Origin of the sequence: Paenibacillus timonensis, assembly GCF_022427145.1 — a bacterium.
Classification (GTDB): Bacteria; Bacillota; Bacilli; order Paenibacillales; family Paenibacillaceae; genus Fontibacillus; species Fontibacillus timonensis.
This window is the reverse complement of the sequence record NZ_JAKSXN010000030.1, coordinates 1-17,711: the sequence shown is the minus strand read 5'-3', so window position 1 is coordinate 17,711 and position 17,711 is coordinate 1. Positions and strand designations below refer to the sequence as shown.

The following is a 17,711-nucleotide window of genomic DNA, read 5'->3' as shown; positions in this document are numbered from 1 at the left end:
ACGCGTATTTAGCCGCGGTCCCGGTTGTCCTCCAAGTAGGCGAACCCTTGGGCAATCAACCAGCGGAGGCGGTCATGCGCTCCGGTGTAATACAAGTAACCGACCAAGCTCTCAAAAGCGGTGGCGAGGCGGTAATCCAGCACGTTGGCGTTCTTCGGCACCGTGCCGGATTTGGCATTGCGCCCTTGGCGGACAACGTCCTTCTCTTCTTCGGTGAGCAGCGGCTCGATCAATTCCAGCAGCCGCGCCTGCGCCTTGGCCGAGACGTACTTCGTCGACTGCCCGTGCAGGTGATGGGGCCGCAAATTCGGGCGGGCCATCACATGCTGGCGGACGGCGACCTCGTAGACGGCGTCGCCGATGTAGGCGAGGGCGAGCGGCGGCAGCAGCCGGGCGGGCTTGGCGGGCGGATCGGGGAACCAGAGCGCGGCGGATGTGCCGGGCTCTGGGGCCGCAGGTTCGCCGCCAGGGGCAAGGGGCGGCATGGAGGCCGCGGCGGTTTGCGGCGGCCCGGCCTCCCCGCCGGGGGCCGTCTGCTGCTCTTGCAGCTGCGGCTGCGGCCGCCCGGTCAGCGCCCCTTGCCCTGCGCCTTGCCCGTGCGGCCCGCTCATTTGCGCCGCCATCTCATGCCCTGCGGCGTGTCCTCGAGCACGATGCCCCGGGCGTCCAGCAGGTCGCGGATTTCGTCCGCGCGGGCCCAGTTCTTGGCTTTCCGCGCTTCGGCGCGCTCCGCGATCAGCGCCTCGATCTCTTCGCCGGGCAGTTCGGTCTCCGGCGGCAAGGCGATGCGCAGCACGCCGTTCATCTCCTCGAACAGCCGCAGCGCTGCTTCCAGATCGCCGCGGGCGGCCACCGGCTGCTGCAGCAGCGTATTGACCTCGCTCACCCATTCGAAAACCGCCGTAATCGCGTCCGGGGTGTTGAAGTCGTCCTGCATTTTAGCATGAAACAAAGCGCGAACCGCTTCCAGCTTCTCGGCCCACTCCGGCGTAACCTTCGCCTCGCCGCCTTGCGGCGCCGCATTCATCCGGTGACGAAGATTGTTAGCGGCGTTGCTGATCCGCTCCACGCTGCGTTCCGCCTGCTGCATCGTTTCTTCCGAGAAGTTCAGCGGATTGCGATAATGGGTCGACAGCATGAAGTAGCGGATCGCTTCCCGCTTATAGAGTGCGCGCAAATCCTTGACAAGCACGCCATTCCCCAGGGATTTGGACATCTTTTCCCCGTCGATATTGATATAGCCGTTATGCATCCAGTAATGGGCCAACGGTTTGCCGGTGGCGGCTTCCGACTGCGCTACTTCGCACTCGTGGTGAGGGAACTGCAGGTCTTGGCCCCCGCCGTGGATGTCCAGCGTATCGCCCAGCAACTGCCGGGACATCGCTGAGCATTCGATATGCCAGCCGGGACGGCCCTCGCCCCAAGGGCTGCTCCAATGGATTTCGCCAGGCTTGGCCGCTTTCCAGAGCACGAAATCCTCCGGATTTTCCTTGCGATCGTCCACGTCAATGCGGATGCCGAATTGCAGTTCGCCGATATTTTGCCCGGACAGCTTGCCGTATTCCGGAAATTTGTTCGTGCGGAAAAACACGTCCCCACCGCTTTCGTAAGCAAAACCCTTTTGCTCCAGGTCGCGGATGAAGTCGATAATGGTCTCCATGTTCTCCGTTACCCGCGGATTGGCCGTGGCGCGCGGAATCCCGAGGCCGTCCAGATCCTCGTAATAGGCTTTAATGAACATCTCCGCCACTTCGGGCACAGTCAGGTTCATTTCTTCCGCTTTGCGGATCAGTTTATCGTCCACGTCCGTAAAGTTGACGACGTAGTTCACATCGTATTGTTGATTTTCCAGGTAACTGCGCACCACGTCAAAAAAGATCATCGGCCGCGCGTTCCCAATATGAATATAACCGTAGACGGTAGGTCCGCAAACATACATTTTCACTTGTCCCGGCTTCAGGCTGACGAACTCTTCCTTGGCCCGGGTTAGGGTGTTATAAATCTGCAATCCCATACTCCACTTTCCTTCCTTGTTGAGGTTGTTTTCAAATCGGCTTCCCATCACGAAGTATCTCAAAGGAGACGGGTTCGGCGTCGAACCTTGAATTCAGTCGGTCGAAGCATATGCTTCCGAAGTATGTTTCCTGCGGAAACATTTGAGTTGCTCACGCAGGTTTCCCTACGCTCCGCTACTCTCTCTCCCCAGCAATACCGTCCTCTAACGGACCTCAGAGACGCTATTCGCCCATTTCTCGGGTATTTTCCCGGCTGGCTAACGGACTCCAATGACCTTATTACGCCTAAGCCCCGTCTTAACAGCCGAGCTCGAGCAAAATAACGCCACCTGTGTCCGTAACAATGGAGACTGCCCGTATTTCGACACATTAACGTCTCTGGAGTCCGTTAAACTCGGTACTCATGCCGCATGGCCTCCGTCAACCATCAACGATCCGCGATCCCGCCGTCCTGCCCGGTCATTCGGACCGCCCGCACAAAGGTTTCTTTCCTTCTCAGCGGCAGCAACTCACAGCTCGCTTGGCTGCTTCAACTGCTCCCTGAGCTCGAGGACTTCGCCGCGCAACTGATCGATCTCGCGCTGCATCTCCCGCATCGCGTCGACCACCGGGTCGGGCAGTTGATGGCTGAGGCGGTCCAGCCGTTTTCCGTCCTGCCGAACCACTTTGCCCGGGATGCCGACTACGGTGCTGCCGGCAGGCACTTCCTTCAGGACAACCGAATTCGCTCCGATATTCGCCTGGTCCCCGATCTTAAACGAACCAAGCACCTTTGCCCCCGACCCGATTACGACATTGTTGCCGACGGTCGGGTGCCGTTTGCCTTTTTCCTTGCCGCTGCCGCCCAACGTGACTCCCTGATAGATAACCACATCGTCCCCGATTTCGCAAGTTTCCCCAATGACGACCCCCATGCCGTGGTCGATGAATAGCCGATTGCCGATCCGCGCTCCGGGATGGATTTCGATGCCAGTGAAAAACCGGCTGATCTGCGAAATCGTCCGTGCTGCCGTATACCAGCGGCGGCGATAGAAAAAGTGCGCGATCCGATGGCTCCAAATCGCATGCAAACCGGAATAGGTAAAGATCACCTCGAACCAGCTTCGGGCCGCCGGGTCGTTGTCGAATACCGCCTGGATATCGGATCGGATTCTCTTGAACATAGTTTTCCCCCACCTTCTATTCCTATCGCATACGGATAGACCTAATGAAAAAAGGCGCCCCTGCAGCTTTCGCTGCAGAGGCGCCTGACGACGCGGTTCCACTCTGCCTTGGATGAGTTTGCCTCCGGGTCCGGCGGCTGCAACACGTGCAGATCCAACCGGGCCTCGGCGCCAGGCCGACTCCTCCCTCTTCAAGCCCTTAACGCGGACGATACGGCGAAAGCTACAACGCCTCTTCAAGGCGCGTTCGCATCCGCGGCTCCCGGGTGCATTTCCGCCAGCGCGTATCCGGATAACTTCCAGCCTGGTTTCTTCTTTGCGCGGTCCGCACCGAAGGGTCCCGGTTATCCTCTCTGGTCGATACGGCTGATCGCGTACTTCTCCCGATCTATGCCGGTGGCATCAAGGCGGCCAATAACCGCCATTCATCTAGTTGTAAGGTTTACCTGCCTTTATATTACCTAATGGACGGCTAACTGACAATGGCAGTCGAAAAAAATTTAAGTATCTCTAACGCTGATCACAGACGTTAAATGAGCAAAAAAGGGGCGTCTCCAGCGCTAACGCTTGCCTGAAACCTTATACCCTGTTTTCGGCCAAGAAAATAGCATTTACCGCCACAATAAGCATTCTGACAAGCGTTAGAAAAGTAACCCGCTTCGCATCGCCTAAATAAGCGTTGTGGCAAGCGTTAGCGTATTATCGTATCGACAACGAACGAATAAACGCTACTTTGCCGTCGCCCCTACACTACAAAGCAGCAAGACGCGCCTTCAGCCGATCGACGACTTTGTCACGGCCAAGCAGGTAGATCGTTTGGTTCAAGTCACGGCCATGCATTTGCCCGGTCAACGCCACACGGATCGGCATGAACAATCCTTTCCCTTTGGTGCCGGTTTCCTTCTGCACCTCTTTGATCGCGGCGCCGATGTTCTCCACGCTGAAATCGGCAAGCCCTTCAACTTTGGTCAGGAACGCGGCAAGCACGCTTGGCACTTGCGGCTCCGCCAGTACTGCGGCACCTTCTTCATCCAGCGACGGCTCGCTGCGGAAGAACATTTCCGACAGCTCCACGATATCGGAGGCGGCGGTCATTTGCTCCTGGTACAACGCGACGAGTGCCCCGGCCCATGCTTGCTGATCCGGCGACAGCTCGGACGGAAGCCGGTCTGCCCGCTGAAGATGCGGAATGGCCAGCGAGGCGATCCGTGCCGGATCGGCATTCTTGATGTAATGATTGTTCAGGTGAGCCAGTTTGTTCGTATCAAACACCGCCGGGCTACGCGACAAACGGTTCGCGTCAAAAATCGAAATCAGCTCATCTTTGCTGAAAATCTCTTCTTCCCCTTCCGGCGACCAGCCGAGCAGGGCGATAAAGTTAAACATCGCTTCCGGCAAATAGCCAAGCTGGTCGTACTGCTCGATAAATTGAATCACCGATTCGTCGCGTTTGCTCAGCTTTTTGTGGTTTTCCCCGACGATCAGCGTCATGTGGCCGAATACCGGCGGCTCCCAGCCAAAAGCATCGTAGATCATGAGTTGTCGCGGCGTGTTGGACACATGGTCCTCTCCGCGCAGCACGTGCGTGATGTTCATCAAATGATCATCCAAGACGACCGCGAAGTTGTAGGTCGGGATGCCGTCTTTTTTTACAATTACAAAATCACCGCTGACGTCGGACTCGAACGAAATCGGTCCTTTGACCAGATCGTCGAACGTAAATGTACGGCCCTCCGGTACGCGGAAACGGATGCTGTATTGCCGGCCTTCCGCGTCATACGCGGCCAATTGCTCCGGCGTCAGATGACGGCATTTCCCGGAGTACCGCGGCGTTTCGCCGTGCGCCATTTGCTCCTCGCGCTCCTTCTCCAGCTCCTCTTCCGTACAATAGCAGCGATAAGCCAAGCCTCGATCCAGCAAGTCCTGCACCAGCGGACGGTACAAATCGAGACGCTCCGTTTGCCGGTAAGGCCCGTAGTTCCCGCCGACGTCCACGCTTTCGTCCCAATCCATGCCCAACCATTTGAGGTAGGTCAGCTGGTTCTCCTCGCCGCCGGCCACGTTGCGCTTCACGTCCGTATCCTCGATGCGGATAATGAATTTTCCCCCGTGATGTCTAGCGAACAAATAATTGAACAACGCCGTTCTGGCGTTCCCGATATGTAAATGACCCGTCGGACTCGGCGCATAGCGTACGCGAACCTCTGCCATTCCAATCCCCTCCCTAGTTTTTAGACGATGCCGTCAAGGCTTTAGTTAAATAAACGATAAAAAGTTAGCTTTTAACTACCTCTACAAGCTTATGATGATAGCACATTCTGGACCAGGCAGACAATGCATTGTGCCGCAATGCCTTCGCCGCGTCCGGTAAACCCGAGTTGCTCCGTCGTAGTGGCTTTCACGTTAACGAGCTCCGGCTCCGCCCCAAGGGTACGGGCAATGACCTCCACCATTTGCGGGATGTACGGAGCCATCTTCGGTTTTTGCGCAATAATCGTCGCATCCAGATTGCCAAGGCGGTAGCCTTTGTCAACAGCCATGTCCCATACCCGCTGCAACAGAACGACGCTGTCCGCATCTTTGAACGCCGGATCGGTGTCGGGAAAATGGCGCCCGATATCCCCCAGACCCAGCGCGCCCAATATAGCGTCGCTGATCGTATGCAGCAACACGTCGGCGTCCGAGTGTCCCAGCAATCCTTTCTCATAAGGGATATGCACCCCGCCGATAATGCACGGCCTGCCCTTCACGAGCTGATGCACGTCAAAGCCCTGTCCTACTCTAAACATCCTCTCCATCCTCTCCCAGTCATCTTTTAATCACGAAGCAACTCGAGGAAGATGATTCGACTTCGAATCTTGAATTCAGTCGGTCGCTCCGTTGCTCACGTAGGCTTACCTACGCTCCGCTACTCACTCCCTCCTTCATCCAACCTTCTCGGTGCTTAAAACCTGACTCCCTTTAGAATCACGAAGCAACTCGAGGAAGATGATTCGACTTCGAATCTTGAATTCAGTCGGTCGAAGCATATGCTTCCGAAGTATGTTTCCTGCGGAAACATTTGAGTTGCTCACGTAGGCTTACCTACGCTCCGCTACTCACTCCCTCCTTCATCCAACCTTCTCGGTGCTTAAAACCTGACTCCTTTTAATCACGAAGCAACTCGAGGAAGATGATTCGACTTCGAATCTTGAATTCAGTCAGTCCAAAGCGTATGCTTCCGAAGCATGTTTCCTGTGGAAACATTTCAGTTGCTCACGTAGGCTTACCCACGCTCAGCTACTCACTCCCTGCTTCATCCAACCTTCTCGGCGCCTAAAACCTGACTCCCTTTAGAATCTCGTAGCAGCCCTACCCCTGCTTCCTCCCGCGGATAAAAGCCGCATAATCCAGATCCTCGGGTGTCGTGATCTTAATATTGTCGTAAGCCCCTTCCACCAGCTTAACGGAGATGCCCAGCCGTTCGACCAACATCGCGTCGTCGGTGCCGACAAACTCTTCCTCCGCAGCCCGCTCATGGGCCGCCAGCAGGTCGGTACGCCGAAAAGCCTGCGGCGTCTGAATCGCCCACAAGCTGCGCCGGTCCAGGGTCGCCGCGACCCAGCCCTGCTCGTCCGCCTGCTTGATCGTATCCTTCACCGGTACGGCAAGTACGGCCGCGCCGTGCGTCTTGGCGGCTTCGCAGCAAGCCGTTATCTGCTCTTTCGCGACAAAAGGGCGGACGCCGTCATGTACCAGTACCCAAGGCGTGCTGAGTTGCAGCAGTCCTTGGCGCACCGAGTGCTGACGCTCAGCCCCGCCCGGAATAACTTGTATTTGCTCGGCCATGCCGTATTCGGCAATCCATGACCGGCACCGGTCCACATCCTGTTCCCCGGTGACAAGCACGATTTGCGTAATCGACGGATGACGGTAAAACGCTTCCAGCGTATGGATGAAGATCGGCTTGCCGTCCAGCATGAGATACTGCTTGCTTTCCACCGTCCCCATGCGCGTGCCGCGGCCTGCCGCCACCACGATGACTCCCGTATCGCCGCTTGCTTGTAAACCTATCATGTTCTTGCCTCACCTTTGCCCGGAATTCATCCGCGCCGCGGCCAGCGCAGCGCAGTTAATCCCATCATACCGAATTACTGGGCTTTTTCCAACAGTTTTGGCTTGGCAAAAATCATTCGTCCCGCCGAGGTCTGCAGCACGCTGGTTACCAGCACCTCCGTAATGGTGCCAATGTAGTCGCGCCCGCCTTCCACGACGATCATCGTTCCGTCATCCAAGTAAGCAACCCCTTGGCCATGCTCTTTGCCGTCTTTGATTACCTGGACCATAATTTCTTCGCCAGGCAGCACGACCGGCTTGACCGCATTGGCCAAATCGTTGATGTTCAGCACGGACACGCCCTGCAGCTCGCACACTTTGTTCAGGTTGAAGTCGTTGGTCACGACTTTCCCCTGCAGCACTTTGGCCAGCTTAACGAGCTTGCTGTCGACCTCGGAGATTTCCTCGAAATCCCCTTCATAGATCATGACCTTTACATCCAGCTCTTTCTGGATCTTGTTCAAAATATCCAGCCCCCGCCGCCCGCGGTTTCGCTTGAGCAAATCCGAGGAATCGGCGATATGTTGCAGCTCCTCCAGCACGAATTCAGGAATGACGATCGTTCCTTCAATAAAGCCGGTTTTGCAGATGTCGGCAATCCGTCCGTCAATGATGACGCTGGTATCCAAAATTTTGTGTTCCTCCGCCCAACGCTCCTCTTCCGGAACGGAAGCCCCCCATTTGCCGGATTTCCAAAGCGAGGACAGCTCTTCCTTCTTGGCTAACCCGACGTACAGCCCGATGTAGCCGAACAGCGCCGATACCGCGAATTGCGCCATACTTTCCATCGTGCCGAGCCAGGACAGCAGGGGATAGACCGTTAAGGAAAGAAGAAGTCCCGCAGTCAAACCGGCCGCACCGGCAGCCATTTCATTCATCGGAATCCGCGTTAAAGCGGCGATCCATGCTTTCACTCTGGAAGAAACGACGTCTGCAGCCAAGGAGAACAGGAACAAGAACAGTAGCGCGCCGGCTGCAGCCCAGATCAAATTCGCCGCGATCGGATTCATATTGCGAAACCAGTCGCTTGCGGCTCCCGGCAACACGCCGGACACGCCGCCGGTCGTATAACCAAACCAAGCCCCGCATAAACCAGCCAGAATCATAAAGTATTTTTTCAGCACGTCTCTCTTCACCTCCTAGATAAGTATCTTCTTTAGCCAGTATGAACCAATTTCTGGGCTCATAATCCTTGGCCGGTAACTTTTTTTACCAGAAAATAACCATTTCAAATCCGAACGCGCCCCTTGGCTATGGGATTTCAGGTTGATCTCGGAGGAAAAGGTGGAATATAATGAATTCAATTCATAATATTGAGGTGGATGGAAAATGAGCGCACCAAGCCTTCAGTCTTTTCAAGAACAAGTTTCTGAATTGTTACTCCGTCACCGCAGTCTGCTGGACGTCATGTCGAAGATGGGACAAACCAACGCCGCTGCCGTCCGTTCCGTGACCAAATCCGTAACCGAATGCGGTTGCATCGAGCTGCACGCCACCAAACAGGACTTCGAGCCGGGCATGGATTTGCAGCAAGCCAAAGAAACGATCGCCAAGCACGTTCATGGCGAGTTGTGCGAAAATTGCCGGGATGCGATTACGAACGAGCTTGGACGTAACCTTTTCTATATGTCCGCCCTATGTAATTTGCTGGGGATCAACATGGAGGAAATCGTGGAGCGCGAGTCGCAGAAATGCGCCACGCTGGGGTTATTCAACTTATCGTAAGCGCACTGCGTACTCATGGGAAAAATGCATATCGAAGAAATCAAAAAGGCATCGATCCTTTCCGCCTGCGGGAGATCCATGCCTTTTCCTATGGTATGAGGTTGATTCTTCCTTAGCGCTTCGGACGATACGCTTCCTGAGGATCGGCATCCTCGTCGTCCCGGCGTTTGCGGCGAAGCAGACGACTGAGGTTCTGCTTTAGTCCGTAAGCCGCGTAAATGACCAAGGGGATAAATATCAGCTTTGCCATCTGGTCAGGGAATACGACGGCGATGACCACCGCAAAGATCACGACAAGCGGCGTATAAGCAATCGCTTTCTTCGGCAAGCCGATTTTTTTGAAATTCGGGTATCTCACCGTGCTGATCATCAAATACGACAACAGCATCATGGATACGACGAAATAAGGCGCGGTAATTTCCCGGTAAAACAGGGAGAGCGTCGCCAGCACCCCGCCTGCGGCCGGAATCGGCAAGCCGATGAAGTATCCCGGCACCCCTTTCTGAACGTTGAAGCGGGCAAGCCGCAGCGCCCCGCACATCGGGAAAATGATCGTGACGGCCCATGCAACGCCGGAAGGAATGCTGTGAAATGAAATCAAGTACATAATCAGTGCCGGAGCAATACCAAACGAAATAAGATCCGATAAAGAATCGAGCTCTTTCCCGAACTCGCTTTGAGCGTTCAGCGCACGGGCGACCCGTCCGTCCAAACCATCGAGCAGCATAGCGACAATTACCATGATGGCAGCCAGGCTGAAGCGACCTTCCATAGCCAGCAGGATGGCCAGCATTCCGAGAACCATGTTACCTAAAGTAAACAGGTTCGGAATCGATTTCGTAATCATCTCTTCACCTCGAGTAGATATTCCTGAACCATTCATTGATGATAGGTGATTTAAATTTGTCTGTCAATGAATACCTGTTCCTGAAGACGCTTGAGTCCTTCCTTAATGGAGCGGGCACGCACCTCGCCGATGCCGTCAACCTCATCCAGTTCCTCGATGCTGGCCATCATCACGTTCGGCAAGCAGCCAAACCGTTCGACCAGATTGTGGATGATCACATTCGGCAAACGTGGAATCTTGTTCAACACACGATATCCGCGCGGGGAGATCAATTCCTCCGAAGTAGCGGCAGAGGAAGGATACCCCAGAAGCTTGGTAATGTGATTGTCGTCCAAGAGCTCGTCGTCGGTAGAGCGTTTGAGCCCCAGGATAATTTCCCGGATCGCTTCGTCCTGGTCTTCTTTAGCGTAGTCCTTATACAGCAGCCAGGCCTCTTCTTCCATGTTGCTGACCAGTTCCTCCATCTGCATGCTGATCAGCCGCCCCTCCGTACCCAACTCGTTGATGAACCGTTTGATCTCCATCTTGATCCGGATCACCATTTCCACCCGTTGGATGACGTTGATGACCTCAGGCAAAGAGACGAGTTCCTCGAATTCGGAGGCCGTCAGGTTGGTTAGGGCTTGATTCAGGACGGACCGGTACTTCTCCAACGTCTGAATGGCTTGGTTTGCCTTGGTCAGGATGACGCCGATTTCCTTCAGGGCATACCGTAATCCGCCTTGGTAAAGGGTGATGATATTCCGACGCTGGGAGATGGAGACGACCAGCTTGCCGGTCTGTTTGGCCACCCGCTCGGCGGTCCGGTGCCGGATGCCCGTCTCCGAGGAGGCGATCGAGGAATCCGGAATGAGCTGGGTATTGGCGTACAAAATCCGTTTCAAATCCTCGCTAAGGATGATCGCCCCGTCCATTTTGGCCAGCTCATAAAGATAGTTCGGCGAGAAGTCACAGTTGATGGAGAAGCCCCCCTCGACGACCTCCATCACCTCCGGGCTGTAACCGACGACGATCAGGCCCCCGGTCTTGGCCCGCAGCACGTTTTCGAGGCCGTCGCGAAAAGCCGTTCCCGGAGCGACAAGTCTCAGCAAATCGTTCATTTTCTCTGCTTGGGTAGTTTCCTTCATCATTCAATGCCCCCTAATCTAACGCAACAGCTAGCGCATCTGCAACGGTATTTACGCCTATCAGTTGAATGCCTTGCGGCCCTTTCCACCCTTTCATGCTTTTTTCCGGCAAAATGACCCGTTTGAAGCCAAGCTTGGCCGCTTCCTTCACGCGCTGCTCCGCCCGGGAGACCGCCCGAACTTCGCCGGTCAAGCCAACTTCCCCGAAAAACACGTCGTACGGCTTCGTCGGCAGGTCGCGGAAGCTGGAAGCCACACTGACGGCAATCGCCAGATCTACCGCCGGTTCGTCCAGCTTGACGCCGCCGGCCAAATTGACGTAAGCGTCCTGATTTTGCAGGAACAGGCCCATCCGCTTCTCGAGTACCGCAAGGATCAGGTTCATCCGCTGATAGTCCACACCGGTGGCCATTCGTCTTGGCGAAGGGAAATGGGTGGCCGCGATCAAAGCCTGCAGCTCGACCAGCATCGGGCGAGTCCCTTCCATGCTGGCAACGACGGTGGAACCGGCCACGCCGAGCGGCCGTTCGGATAGGAACAGCTCCGACGGATTCGCTACTTCCGCCAAGCCGGATTCGTTCATCTCAAATATTCCGATTTCGTTGGTCGAACCGAAGCGGTTCTTGACCGCCCGCAGCAGCCGATAAGAGTGATGCCGTTCGCCTTCGAAATACAACACGCAGTCGACCATATGCTCCAGCATCCGCGGTCCGGCGATGGCTCCTTCCTTGGTAACGTGGCCGACCAGAACCGTTGCAATGCCCTGCCCTTTGGCAATCCGCATAAAGCGCGCCGTGCATTCGCGTACCTGCGATACGCTGCCGGGAGCGCTGGTGACTTCGGGCAAATAAACCGTTTGGATCGAATCGATGACCAGAAAATCGGGTTTCACCTGATCGATCGCTTCTTCAATTCCGTCCATGCTGCTCTCGCACAAAACGAATAACTCCGGGGACAATGTCCCGAGCCGTTCCGCCCGAAGCTTCGTCTGCCGGACCGATTCCTCCCCCGATATATACAAGACCTTCAGGCCGCTACGGGCCATTTCATGAGAGGTTTGCAGAAGCAGGGTCGATTTCCCGATCCCGGGATCCCCTCCGACCAGCACCAGCGAGCCCGGCACGACGCCTCCGCCGAGCACCCGGTTCAGTTCCCCGATCCCCGTTTGAATCCGCGGTTCTTTGCCGCTCTCTATATTTATGATCGATTGCGGCTTTTCTTTCGCATGAAATATGCCGGAGGTCATGCCCTGCGTTTTGACGGTTTTCTCCACTTCTTCCACCATGGAGTTCCAGGCGCCGCATCCCGGGCATTTTCCGTACCATTTGGGCGATTCGTAACCGCATTCGGAGCAAAAAAACTTTGTTTTTACTTTAACCATTTATCTCTCCTTCTCGCCTCTGCAATATTTGACAGACCTAGCAGACACCGTGTTCTTCATGGTACCTAAAATTTTACCATCCTTTCAGGTTTATCGAAAGGGATACGAGCGCTGCCGCCAGGAGAGGCGGGATGAAAAAAAGCAGCCCCAAAGCATCGCTTTGGAAGCTGCCTTTTACTTATTTCATCGGCTTAATCGTTACGGATTTGTAGGATTTACCAACATTTTTTTACTCAGTTACGCATTTTTTACGAAAGTCCCCGTACGCTCGACCTTCAAGGCACCGTTCTCTTCGTCAATCGTCAGCGAATCGCCCTTCTTCACGTTACCGGTCAACAGTTCCTCGGACAAGCGGTCCTCGATATGCTTCTGGATCGCCCGGCGCAGCGGACGCGCACCGTAAGCAGGATCGTAGCCTTCTTTGGCCAAGAACGCTTTTGCCTTATCCGTCAACGTAAAGTCGACATCGTATTCGCGCAGGCGTTTACGCAGTTCCTCGGACATCAGCGTGACGATTTGCCCGATATGCGCTTCCTCGAGCGAATGAAAGACGATAATTTCGTCGATCCGGTTGAGGAATTCCGGACGGAAGCTCTTCTTCAGCTCTTCCATCACTTTGCCCTTCATATTGTCATAATCGGCACCGGAATCTTGAACGGCGGTGAAACCAAGACGCGTATTGCGTTTGATCGCTTCGGCTCCGACGTTCGAGGTCAGGATAATCAGCGTGTTGCGGAAATCGACCACCCGGCCTTTGGAATCGGTCAACCGGCCGTCCTCCAGCACTTGCAGCAGAATGTTAAACACTTCCGGATGCGCCTTTTCGATTTCGTCCAGCAGGACGACGGAATACGGTTTGCGGCGTACCTTCTCGGTCAATTGGCCGCCTTCTTCGTACCCGACATATCCCGGAGGTGCGCCGACGAGACGAGCGGTGGAATGCTTCTCCATGTACTCGGACATGTCGATGCGGATTACGGCGTTCTCGTCGCCAAACATCGCTTCGGCCAAAGCTCGGGCGAGCTCGGTTTTACCTACCCCGGTCGGGCCCAGGAAGATGAAGGAGCCCATTGGGCGCTTCGGATCCTTGAGGCCCGCGCGCGCCCGGCGGATCGCCCGGCTGACGGCCTTAACGGCTTCTTCTTGGCCGATCACGCGCTCATGCAGGATTTGCTCCATATTCAGCAGGCGTTCGGTTTCTTCTTCCTTCAGCTTGTTGACCGGAATTCCGGTCCAGCTGGCGACCACCTGGGCAATATCCTCCGGCGTCACTTCGGAATCGGTGCGTCCCTGTTTTTCTTTCCATTGGTTTTTCGTGACGTCCAGCTCTTCGCGGATCTTCTGTTCCGTGTCGCGAAGCGCGGCCGCTTTCTCGAATTCCTGACTTTGTACCGCAGCGTCCTTCTCCTTGCGGATATCTTCCAGGCGGCTTTCCAACTGCTTCAGATTCGGCGGTACCGTATACGAGTTAAGCCTTACCTTAGACCCCGCCTCGTCGATGAGGTCGATCGCTTTATCCGGCAAGAAGCGGTCTTGAATGTAACGGTCGGACAATTTGACCGCCTGCTCGATCGCTTCGTCGGTGATTTTCACCCGATGATGCGCCTCGTAGCGGTCGCGCAGTCCGTGCAGGATTTGGATCGCTTCTTCGACCGACGGCTGATCTACCGTGATCGGTTGGAAACGACGTTCCAGCGCCGCGTCTTTTTCGATATATTTCCGGTATTCGTCCAGCGTGGTGGCGCCGATGCATTGCAGCTCGCCGCGAGCCAGCGCCGGCTTCAAAATATTCGAAGCGTCGATGGCACCCTCTGCGCCGCCGGCCCCGATCAACGTATGCAGCTCATCGATAAAGAGGATGATATTGCCGGCTTGACGAATTTCGTCCATGATTTTTTTCAAACGGTCCTCAAATTCGCCGCGGTATTTCGTACCGGCAACAACGGAACCCATATCCAGCGTCATTACGCGCTTGTCGCGCAGCGTCTCCGGAATTTCATTGTTGATGATTTTTTGCGCGAGACCTTCGGCGATCGCCGTTTTCCCGACGCCCGGTTCCCCGATCAGTACCGGATTGTTTTTCGTCCGGCGGCTCAGCACCTGGATCACCCGTTCGATTTCCTTGCTGCGGCCGATGACCGGATCCAAATTGCCCTCTTTGGCCGAAGCCGTCAAGTCGCGGGCCAAGCTGTCCAGCGTCGGCGTATTGACGTTGGCCGGAGCGCCGTGATGGCTGGACACCGCTTCGCTGCTGCCCAGCAGCTGCAGCACTTGCTGCCGCGCCTTGTTCAGGCTGATGCCGAGGTTATTGAGCACCCGGGCCGCCACGCCTTCCCCTTCGCGAATCAGGCCGAGCAAAATATGCTCCGTGCCGACATAAGTATGGCCGAGCTTGCGCGCTTCATCCATGGACAGCTCGATGACTTTCTTGGCGCGCGGCGTATAAGCGATATTGGTCGGCTGCTCCTGTCCGCGACCGATCAGCGTCTCCACTTCATCTTGTATTTTCTCAAGTCCCAAGCCCAATCCGATCAACGCCTTGGCGGCAATGCCTTCGCCTTCACGGATCAGCCCGAGCAGCACATGTTCCGTCCCGATATTGTTATGTCCCAGCCTTACGGCTTCTTCCTGGGCCAATGCCAGTACTTTTTGGGCGCGTTCCGTAAATCTTCCAAACATCATCTTCTCCTACACCTCCATAGTAATCCTCTCGTTATTTCCCCATTCGCTCCCGAATGAGTTTGGCGCGGTACATATCCCGTTCCCCCGGGGACATGCTGCTGCTGAATTTCTTCTGCAAAAACCCGGGCTGCGTCAACACGTTCAGTTCATTCAGTGCCTGTGCCGACACGCTTTCGATGAGGCCCAAGTCTACGCCAAGCCGGACATCGGACAGCCGCTGAGCGGCTTCCTTCGAGTCGATGATGTACGCCTGGGATAAAATCCCGTAGGAGCGCATGACCCGGTCCATCATCCGCAGCCGCGATTCTCCGATCAATTTTTCTCTCGCCGTCTTCTCGTGCTGAATGATCTGCAGAACCACGCCGTATAAATTTTCGATGATCTCAGCTTCGCTTTGTCCTAGTGTAATCTGATTTGAGATTTGAAACAAGTTGCCCATCGCTTCGCTGCCTTCGCCGTAGATCCCGCGGACGGTTAAACCGACCTGCGATACCGCGGATAAGATGCGGCCGATCTGCTGCGTCAGCACCAGGGCCGGCAAATGCATCATCACGGATGCCCGAAGACCAGTCCCCACATTCGTCGGGCAACTGGTCAAGTAACCACGGCGATCGTCAAACGCATAATCCACATGCGATTCGAAAATATCGTCGATTGCCGTCGCTTTTTCCCAAGCCTCCTGAACTTGCAGCCCCGGATACAGGCACTGGATGCGCAAATGGTCCTCTTCATTCACCATGATGCTGAGGCTCTCGTCTTCGCTGATGAAGACCGCCCCGTTTCTGGAATCGTTGGCTAGGTTCGGACTGATCAAATGCTTCTCTACCAACACTCGCTTATCCAGTTCATCCAAGTCCGCAAGGAGGATCGGGTACAGTTGCCCGTGAGCCTGGAGCTGTTCGTCGCTTAGAACCTCCTGCAGCTGCTTCAGCACCTCCTCCGATTGCGTGTTGGTAGCTAGCATCGGAAAGGGGTGATGCAGCACGTTGCGGGCGATCCGTACCCGGCTGCTCATCACGATATCGGACTCCTTGCCTTGTTGGCTCATCCATTCGCTAAGCGGCTGTTCGGTAAAACGGAGATTGGTCACCCTGCATCCCTCCTACTCTGCGGATATGTTCTTCTCAAGCTCGCGAATTTGGTCCCGCAGCGCGGCCGCCTCCTCGAATTCCTCCTGGAGGATCCGGTACTGCAGTTCGCGGCGGAGATCATCAAGCTTACGTTTCACTTGGATATGACCGCCGGTCCGTTTCGGGACTTTCCCGACGTGAACGGTATTGCCATGTACTTTCTTAAACAGCGGATCCAAACGATCGTTAAAATATTTGTAACAAGAGCTGCACCCAAAACGTCCGATTTTGCTGAACTGGGAATACGTCATGCCGCATTCTTCGCAGCGCAGATGTTCAGGGGTACTATGCCCGGATACTTGACCTTTGTTCGACGGACTCAAATCGAGGAAGCCCGACAGCAGGTTATGAATCGAAAAGCCGCCCGAAGTGCCGGGAATTAGCTCTCCTTTTTCCCTGGCGCAGGTTTCACAGAAATGAAATTCCGTTTTCTCGCCATTGACGATCTTCGTAAAATGCAAGGTTGCCGGGCGTTTGCCGCATTCTTGGCATTGCATCGCACGTCCCTCCTTACGGGATAGACTAAGACAGAAAGCAGATCCTTAACCTGTGTTACGTCTGTTGCTAACTCAGCAATGAGATTAACATCGCTCTCATCATTCTAGCCCGGATCTGGTCGCGATAGGGCAGCTTGATCGCCAACACCTCGCGCGATACTGCCGAGCGCATCAACGCGGCTTCCCGAGGGGTCAAAAAGCGGGCCTCCTCCAGGCGATAAATCAACCCTTCCGCCGCGGATTGCCCGATCTCGTCACCGATCGTTTCATGCAAATGCATGTGCAGCGACGTTGGTCCCGGCAGCGCAATGCGCCGAATCCGAACGTATCCGCCGCCGCCGCGCTTGCTTTCGACCAGGTACCCTTTCTCCAGAGTAAAACGGGTGCTGATGACATAATTGATTTGCGACGGCACGCAGGAAAATTGGTCGGCAAGCTCATTACGTTGAATCTCTATAATCCCCTCAGGACTTTCATGCAAAATACTCTTGAGATATTTTTCGATGATATCTGAGATATTACGCATCACTCATCCTCCATTATTCCACACGTGAATCTCTTGTTGCAGGTTGGCGTCAATGATCGTCAAAAACGGATGTACCAGCCCTAAAGGTACGTTACGATCCGCTCAGTTGACTTTGACTTTCTTTGACTTTATAAACATTATACCATAATTTGATGATTTGCCAAGGGGCACGGTTTCAGATTCAGTGTGGGCGCGAAGCGGGGAAAATATTCGTGGTTAAGCGTATGAGAAAACCGTCCGGTTGGTGCCGGACGGTTAGAATTTGGAGCGGAGTTCTTACTACATGCTGGCCGATAAATTTTTCGCAAATACCTGCAATAATACAGTTTTTTAAGAACTACCTCGCTGATTTACCTAAATACCTGCAAAAGTGCAGGCTTTTGGAGCCTAAACCCTCGAATTGCCCTCGAATTGAAAAAATACCTGCACTTTTGCAGGCTTTCGCCGAAAACGAGCGATTTTCTCGAAAATACCTGCACTTTTGCAGGTTTTCCTTAGACTGCATACAAAAAGAGCACTACCG

General features: G+C 55.0%; 15 protein-coding genes. 1 reads left to right on the top strand and 14 read right to left on the bottom strand.

The window, feature by feature from the left end:
* Positions 1-8: 8 nt before the first annotated feature.
* The 7 genes from MJ257_RS13170 to MJ257_RS13140 all read right to left on the bottom strand — a co-directional run bounded on the left by MJ257_RS13170 (position 9) and on the right by MJ257_RS13140 (position 8,397).
* A complete protein-coding gene (locus MJ257_RS13170) occupies positions 9-485 on the bottom strand; it encodes a Mini-ribonuclease 3 (protein WP_240269728.1) in 477 nt (158 codons plus the stop codon).
* A gap of 122 nt (positions 486-607) precedes the next feature.
* Positions 608-2,014: a cysteine--tRNA ligase gene (gene cysS / locus MJ257_RS13165; RefSeq protein ID WP_240269694.1), complete on the bottom strand. Its 1,407-nt coding sequence runs from the start codon at positions 2,012-2,014 to the stop codon at positions 608-610.
* Between the two features lie 510 nt (positions 2,015-2,524).
* The gene (cysE, locus tag MJ257_RS13160) at positions 2,525-3,178 is read right to left on the bottom strand and encodes a serine O-acetyltransferase (RefSeq protein WP_240269693.1); all 654 of its coding nucleotides are present in this window, start codon (positions 3,176-3,178) and stop codon (positions 2,525-2,527) included.
* Positions 3,179-3,928: 750 nt separating this feature from the next.
* Positions 3,929-5,389 carry a glutamate--tRNA ligase gene (gene gltX / locus MJ257_RS13155; RefSeq protein WP_240269692.1) on the bottom strand — a complete coding sequence of 487 codons (1,461 nt, stop codon included), beginning with the start codon at positions 5,387-5,389 and terminating at the stop codon, positions 3,929-3,931.
* Between the two features lie 89 nt (positions 5,390-5,478).
* Complete coding sequence (ispF, locus tag MJ257_RS13150; protein ID WP_240269691.1) at positions 5,479-5,967, bottom strand: 2-C-methyl-D-erythritol 2,4-cyclodiphosphate synthase; 489 nt, start codon at positions 5,965-5,967, stop codon at positions 5,479-5,481.
* A gap of 562 nt (positions 5,968-6,529) precedes the next feature.
* Complete coding sequence (ispD, locus tag MJ257_RS13145) at positions 6,530-7,234, bottom strand: 2-C-methyl-D-erythritol 4-phosphate cytidylyltransferase (RefSeq protein ID WP_240269690.1); 705 nt, start codon at positions 7,232-7,234, stop codon at positions 6,530-6,532.
* 74 nt (positions 7,235-7,308) lie between these two features.
* Positions 7,309-8,397 (bottom strand): PIN/TRAM domain-containing protein, encoded by a 1,089-nt coding sequence (locus MJ257_RS13140; RefSeq protein WP_240269689.1) that lies wholly within the window; start codon positions 8,395-8,397, stop codon positions 7,309-7,311.
* Between the two features lie 205 nt (positions 8,398-8,602).
* On the opposite strand from MJ257_RS13140, the gene MJ257_RS13135 reads away from it, so the two are divergent.
* The gene (locus MJ257_RS13135; RefSeq protein WP_068783712.1) at positions 8,603-8,998 is read left to right on the top strand and encodes a nucleoside triphosphate pyrophosphohydrolase family protein; all 396 of its coding nucleotides are present in this window, start codon (positions 8,603-8,605) and stop codon (positions 8,996-8,998) included.
* A 112-nt stretch (positions 8,999-9,110) separates the two neighbouring features.
* Here MJ257_RS13135 and pssA read toward each other — a convergent pair whose 3' ends face one another.
* From pssA to MJ257_RS13100, 7 genes are all read right to left on the bottom strand, one after another.
* Positions 9,111-9,845 carry a CDP-diacylglycerol--serine O-phosphatidyltransferase gene (gene pssA, locus MJ257_RS13130; RefSeq protein WP_240269688.1) on the bottom strand — a complete coding sequence of 245 codons (735 nt, stop codon included), beginning with the start codon at positions 9,843-9,845 and terminating at the stop codon, positions 9,111-9,113.
* Positions 9,846-9,895: 50 nt separating this feature from the next.
* Positions 9,896-10,972, bottom strand: a complete 1,077-nt coding sequence (disA, locus tag MJ257_RS13125; RefSeq protein ID WP_059040350.1) for a DNA integrity scanning diadenylate cyclase DisA — start codon at positions 10,970-10,972, stop codon at positions 9,896-9,898.
* 13 nt (positions 10,973-10,985) lie between these two features.
* The gene (radA, locus tag MJ257_RS13120) at positions 10,986-12,353 is read right to left on the bottom strand and encodes a DNA repair protein RadA (protein WP_240269687.1); all 1,368 of its coding nucleotides are present in this window, start codon (positions 12,351-12,353) and stop codon (positions 10,986-10,988) included.
* Between the two features lie 237 nt (positions 12,354-12,590).
* Entirely contained in the window at positions 12,591-15,035 is a 2,445-nt protein-coding gene (gene clpC / locus MJ257_RS13115; RefSeq protein ID WP_240269686.1) for an ATP-dependent protease ATP-binding subunit ClpC, read from the bottom strand.
* Positions 15,036-15,066: 31 nt separating this feature from the next.
* On the bottom strand, positions 15,067-16,125 hold the full coding sequence (mcsB, locus tag MJ257_RS13110; RefSeq protein ID WP_240269685.1) for a protein-arginine kinase McsB: 1,059 nt from the start codon (positions 16,123-16,125) through the stop codon (positions 15,067-15,069).
* Positions 16,126-16,137: 12 nt separating this feature from the next.
* Positions 16,138-16,662 carry a protein-arginine kinase activator protein McsA gene (gene mcsA, locus MJ257_RS13105; RefSeq protein ID WP_240269684.1) on the bottom strand — a complete coding sequence of 175 codons (525 nt, stop codon included), beginning with the start codon at positions 16,660-16,662 and terminating at the stop codon, positions 16,138-16,140.
* Positions 16,663-16,729: 67 nt separating this feature from the next.
* Complete coding sequence (locus MJ257_RS13100; RefSeq protein ID WP_240269683.1) at positions 16,730-17,188, bottom strand: CtsR family transcriptional regulator; 459 nt, start codon at positions 17,186-17,188, stop codon at positions 16,730-16,732.
* Positions 17,189-17,711 lie beyond the last annotated feature (523 nt).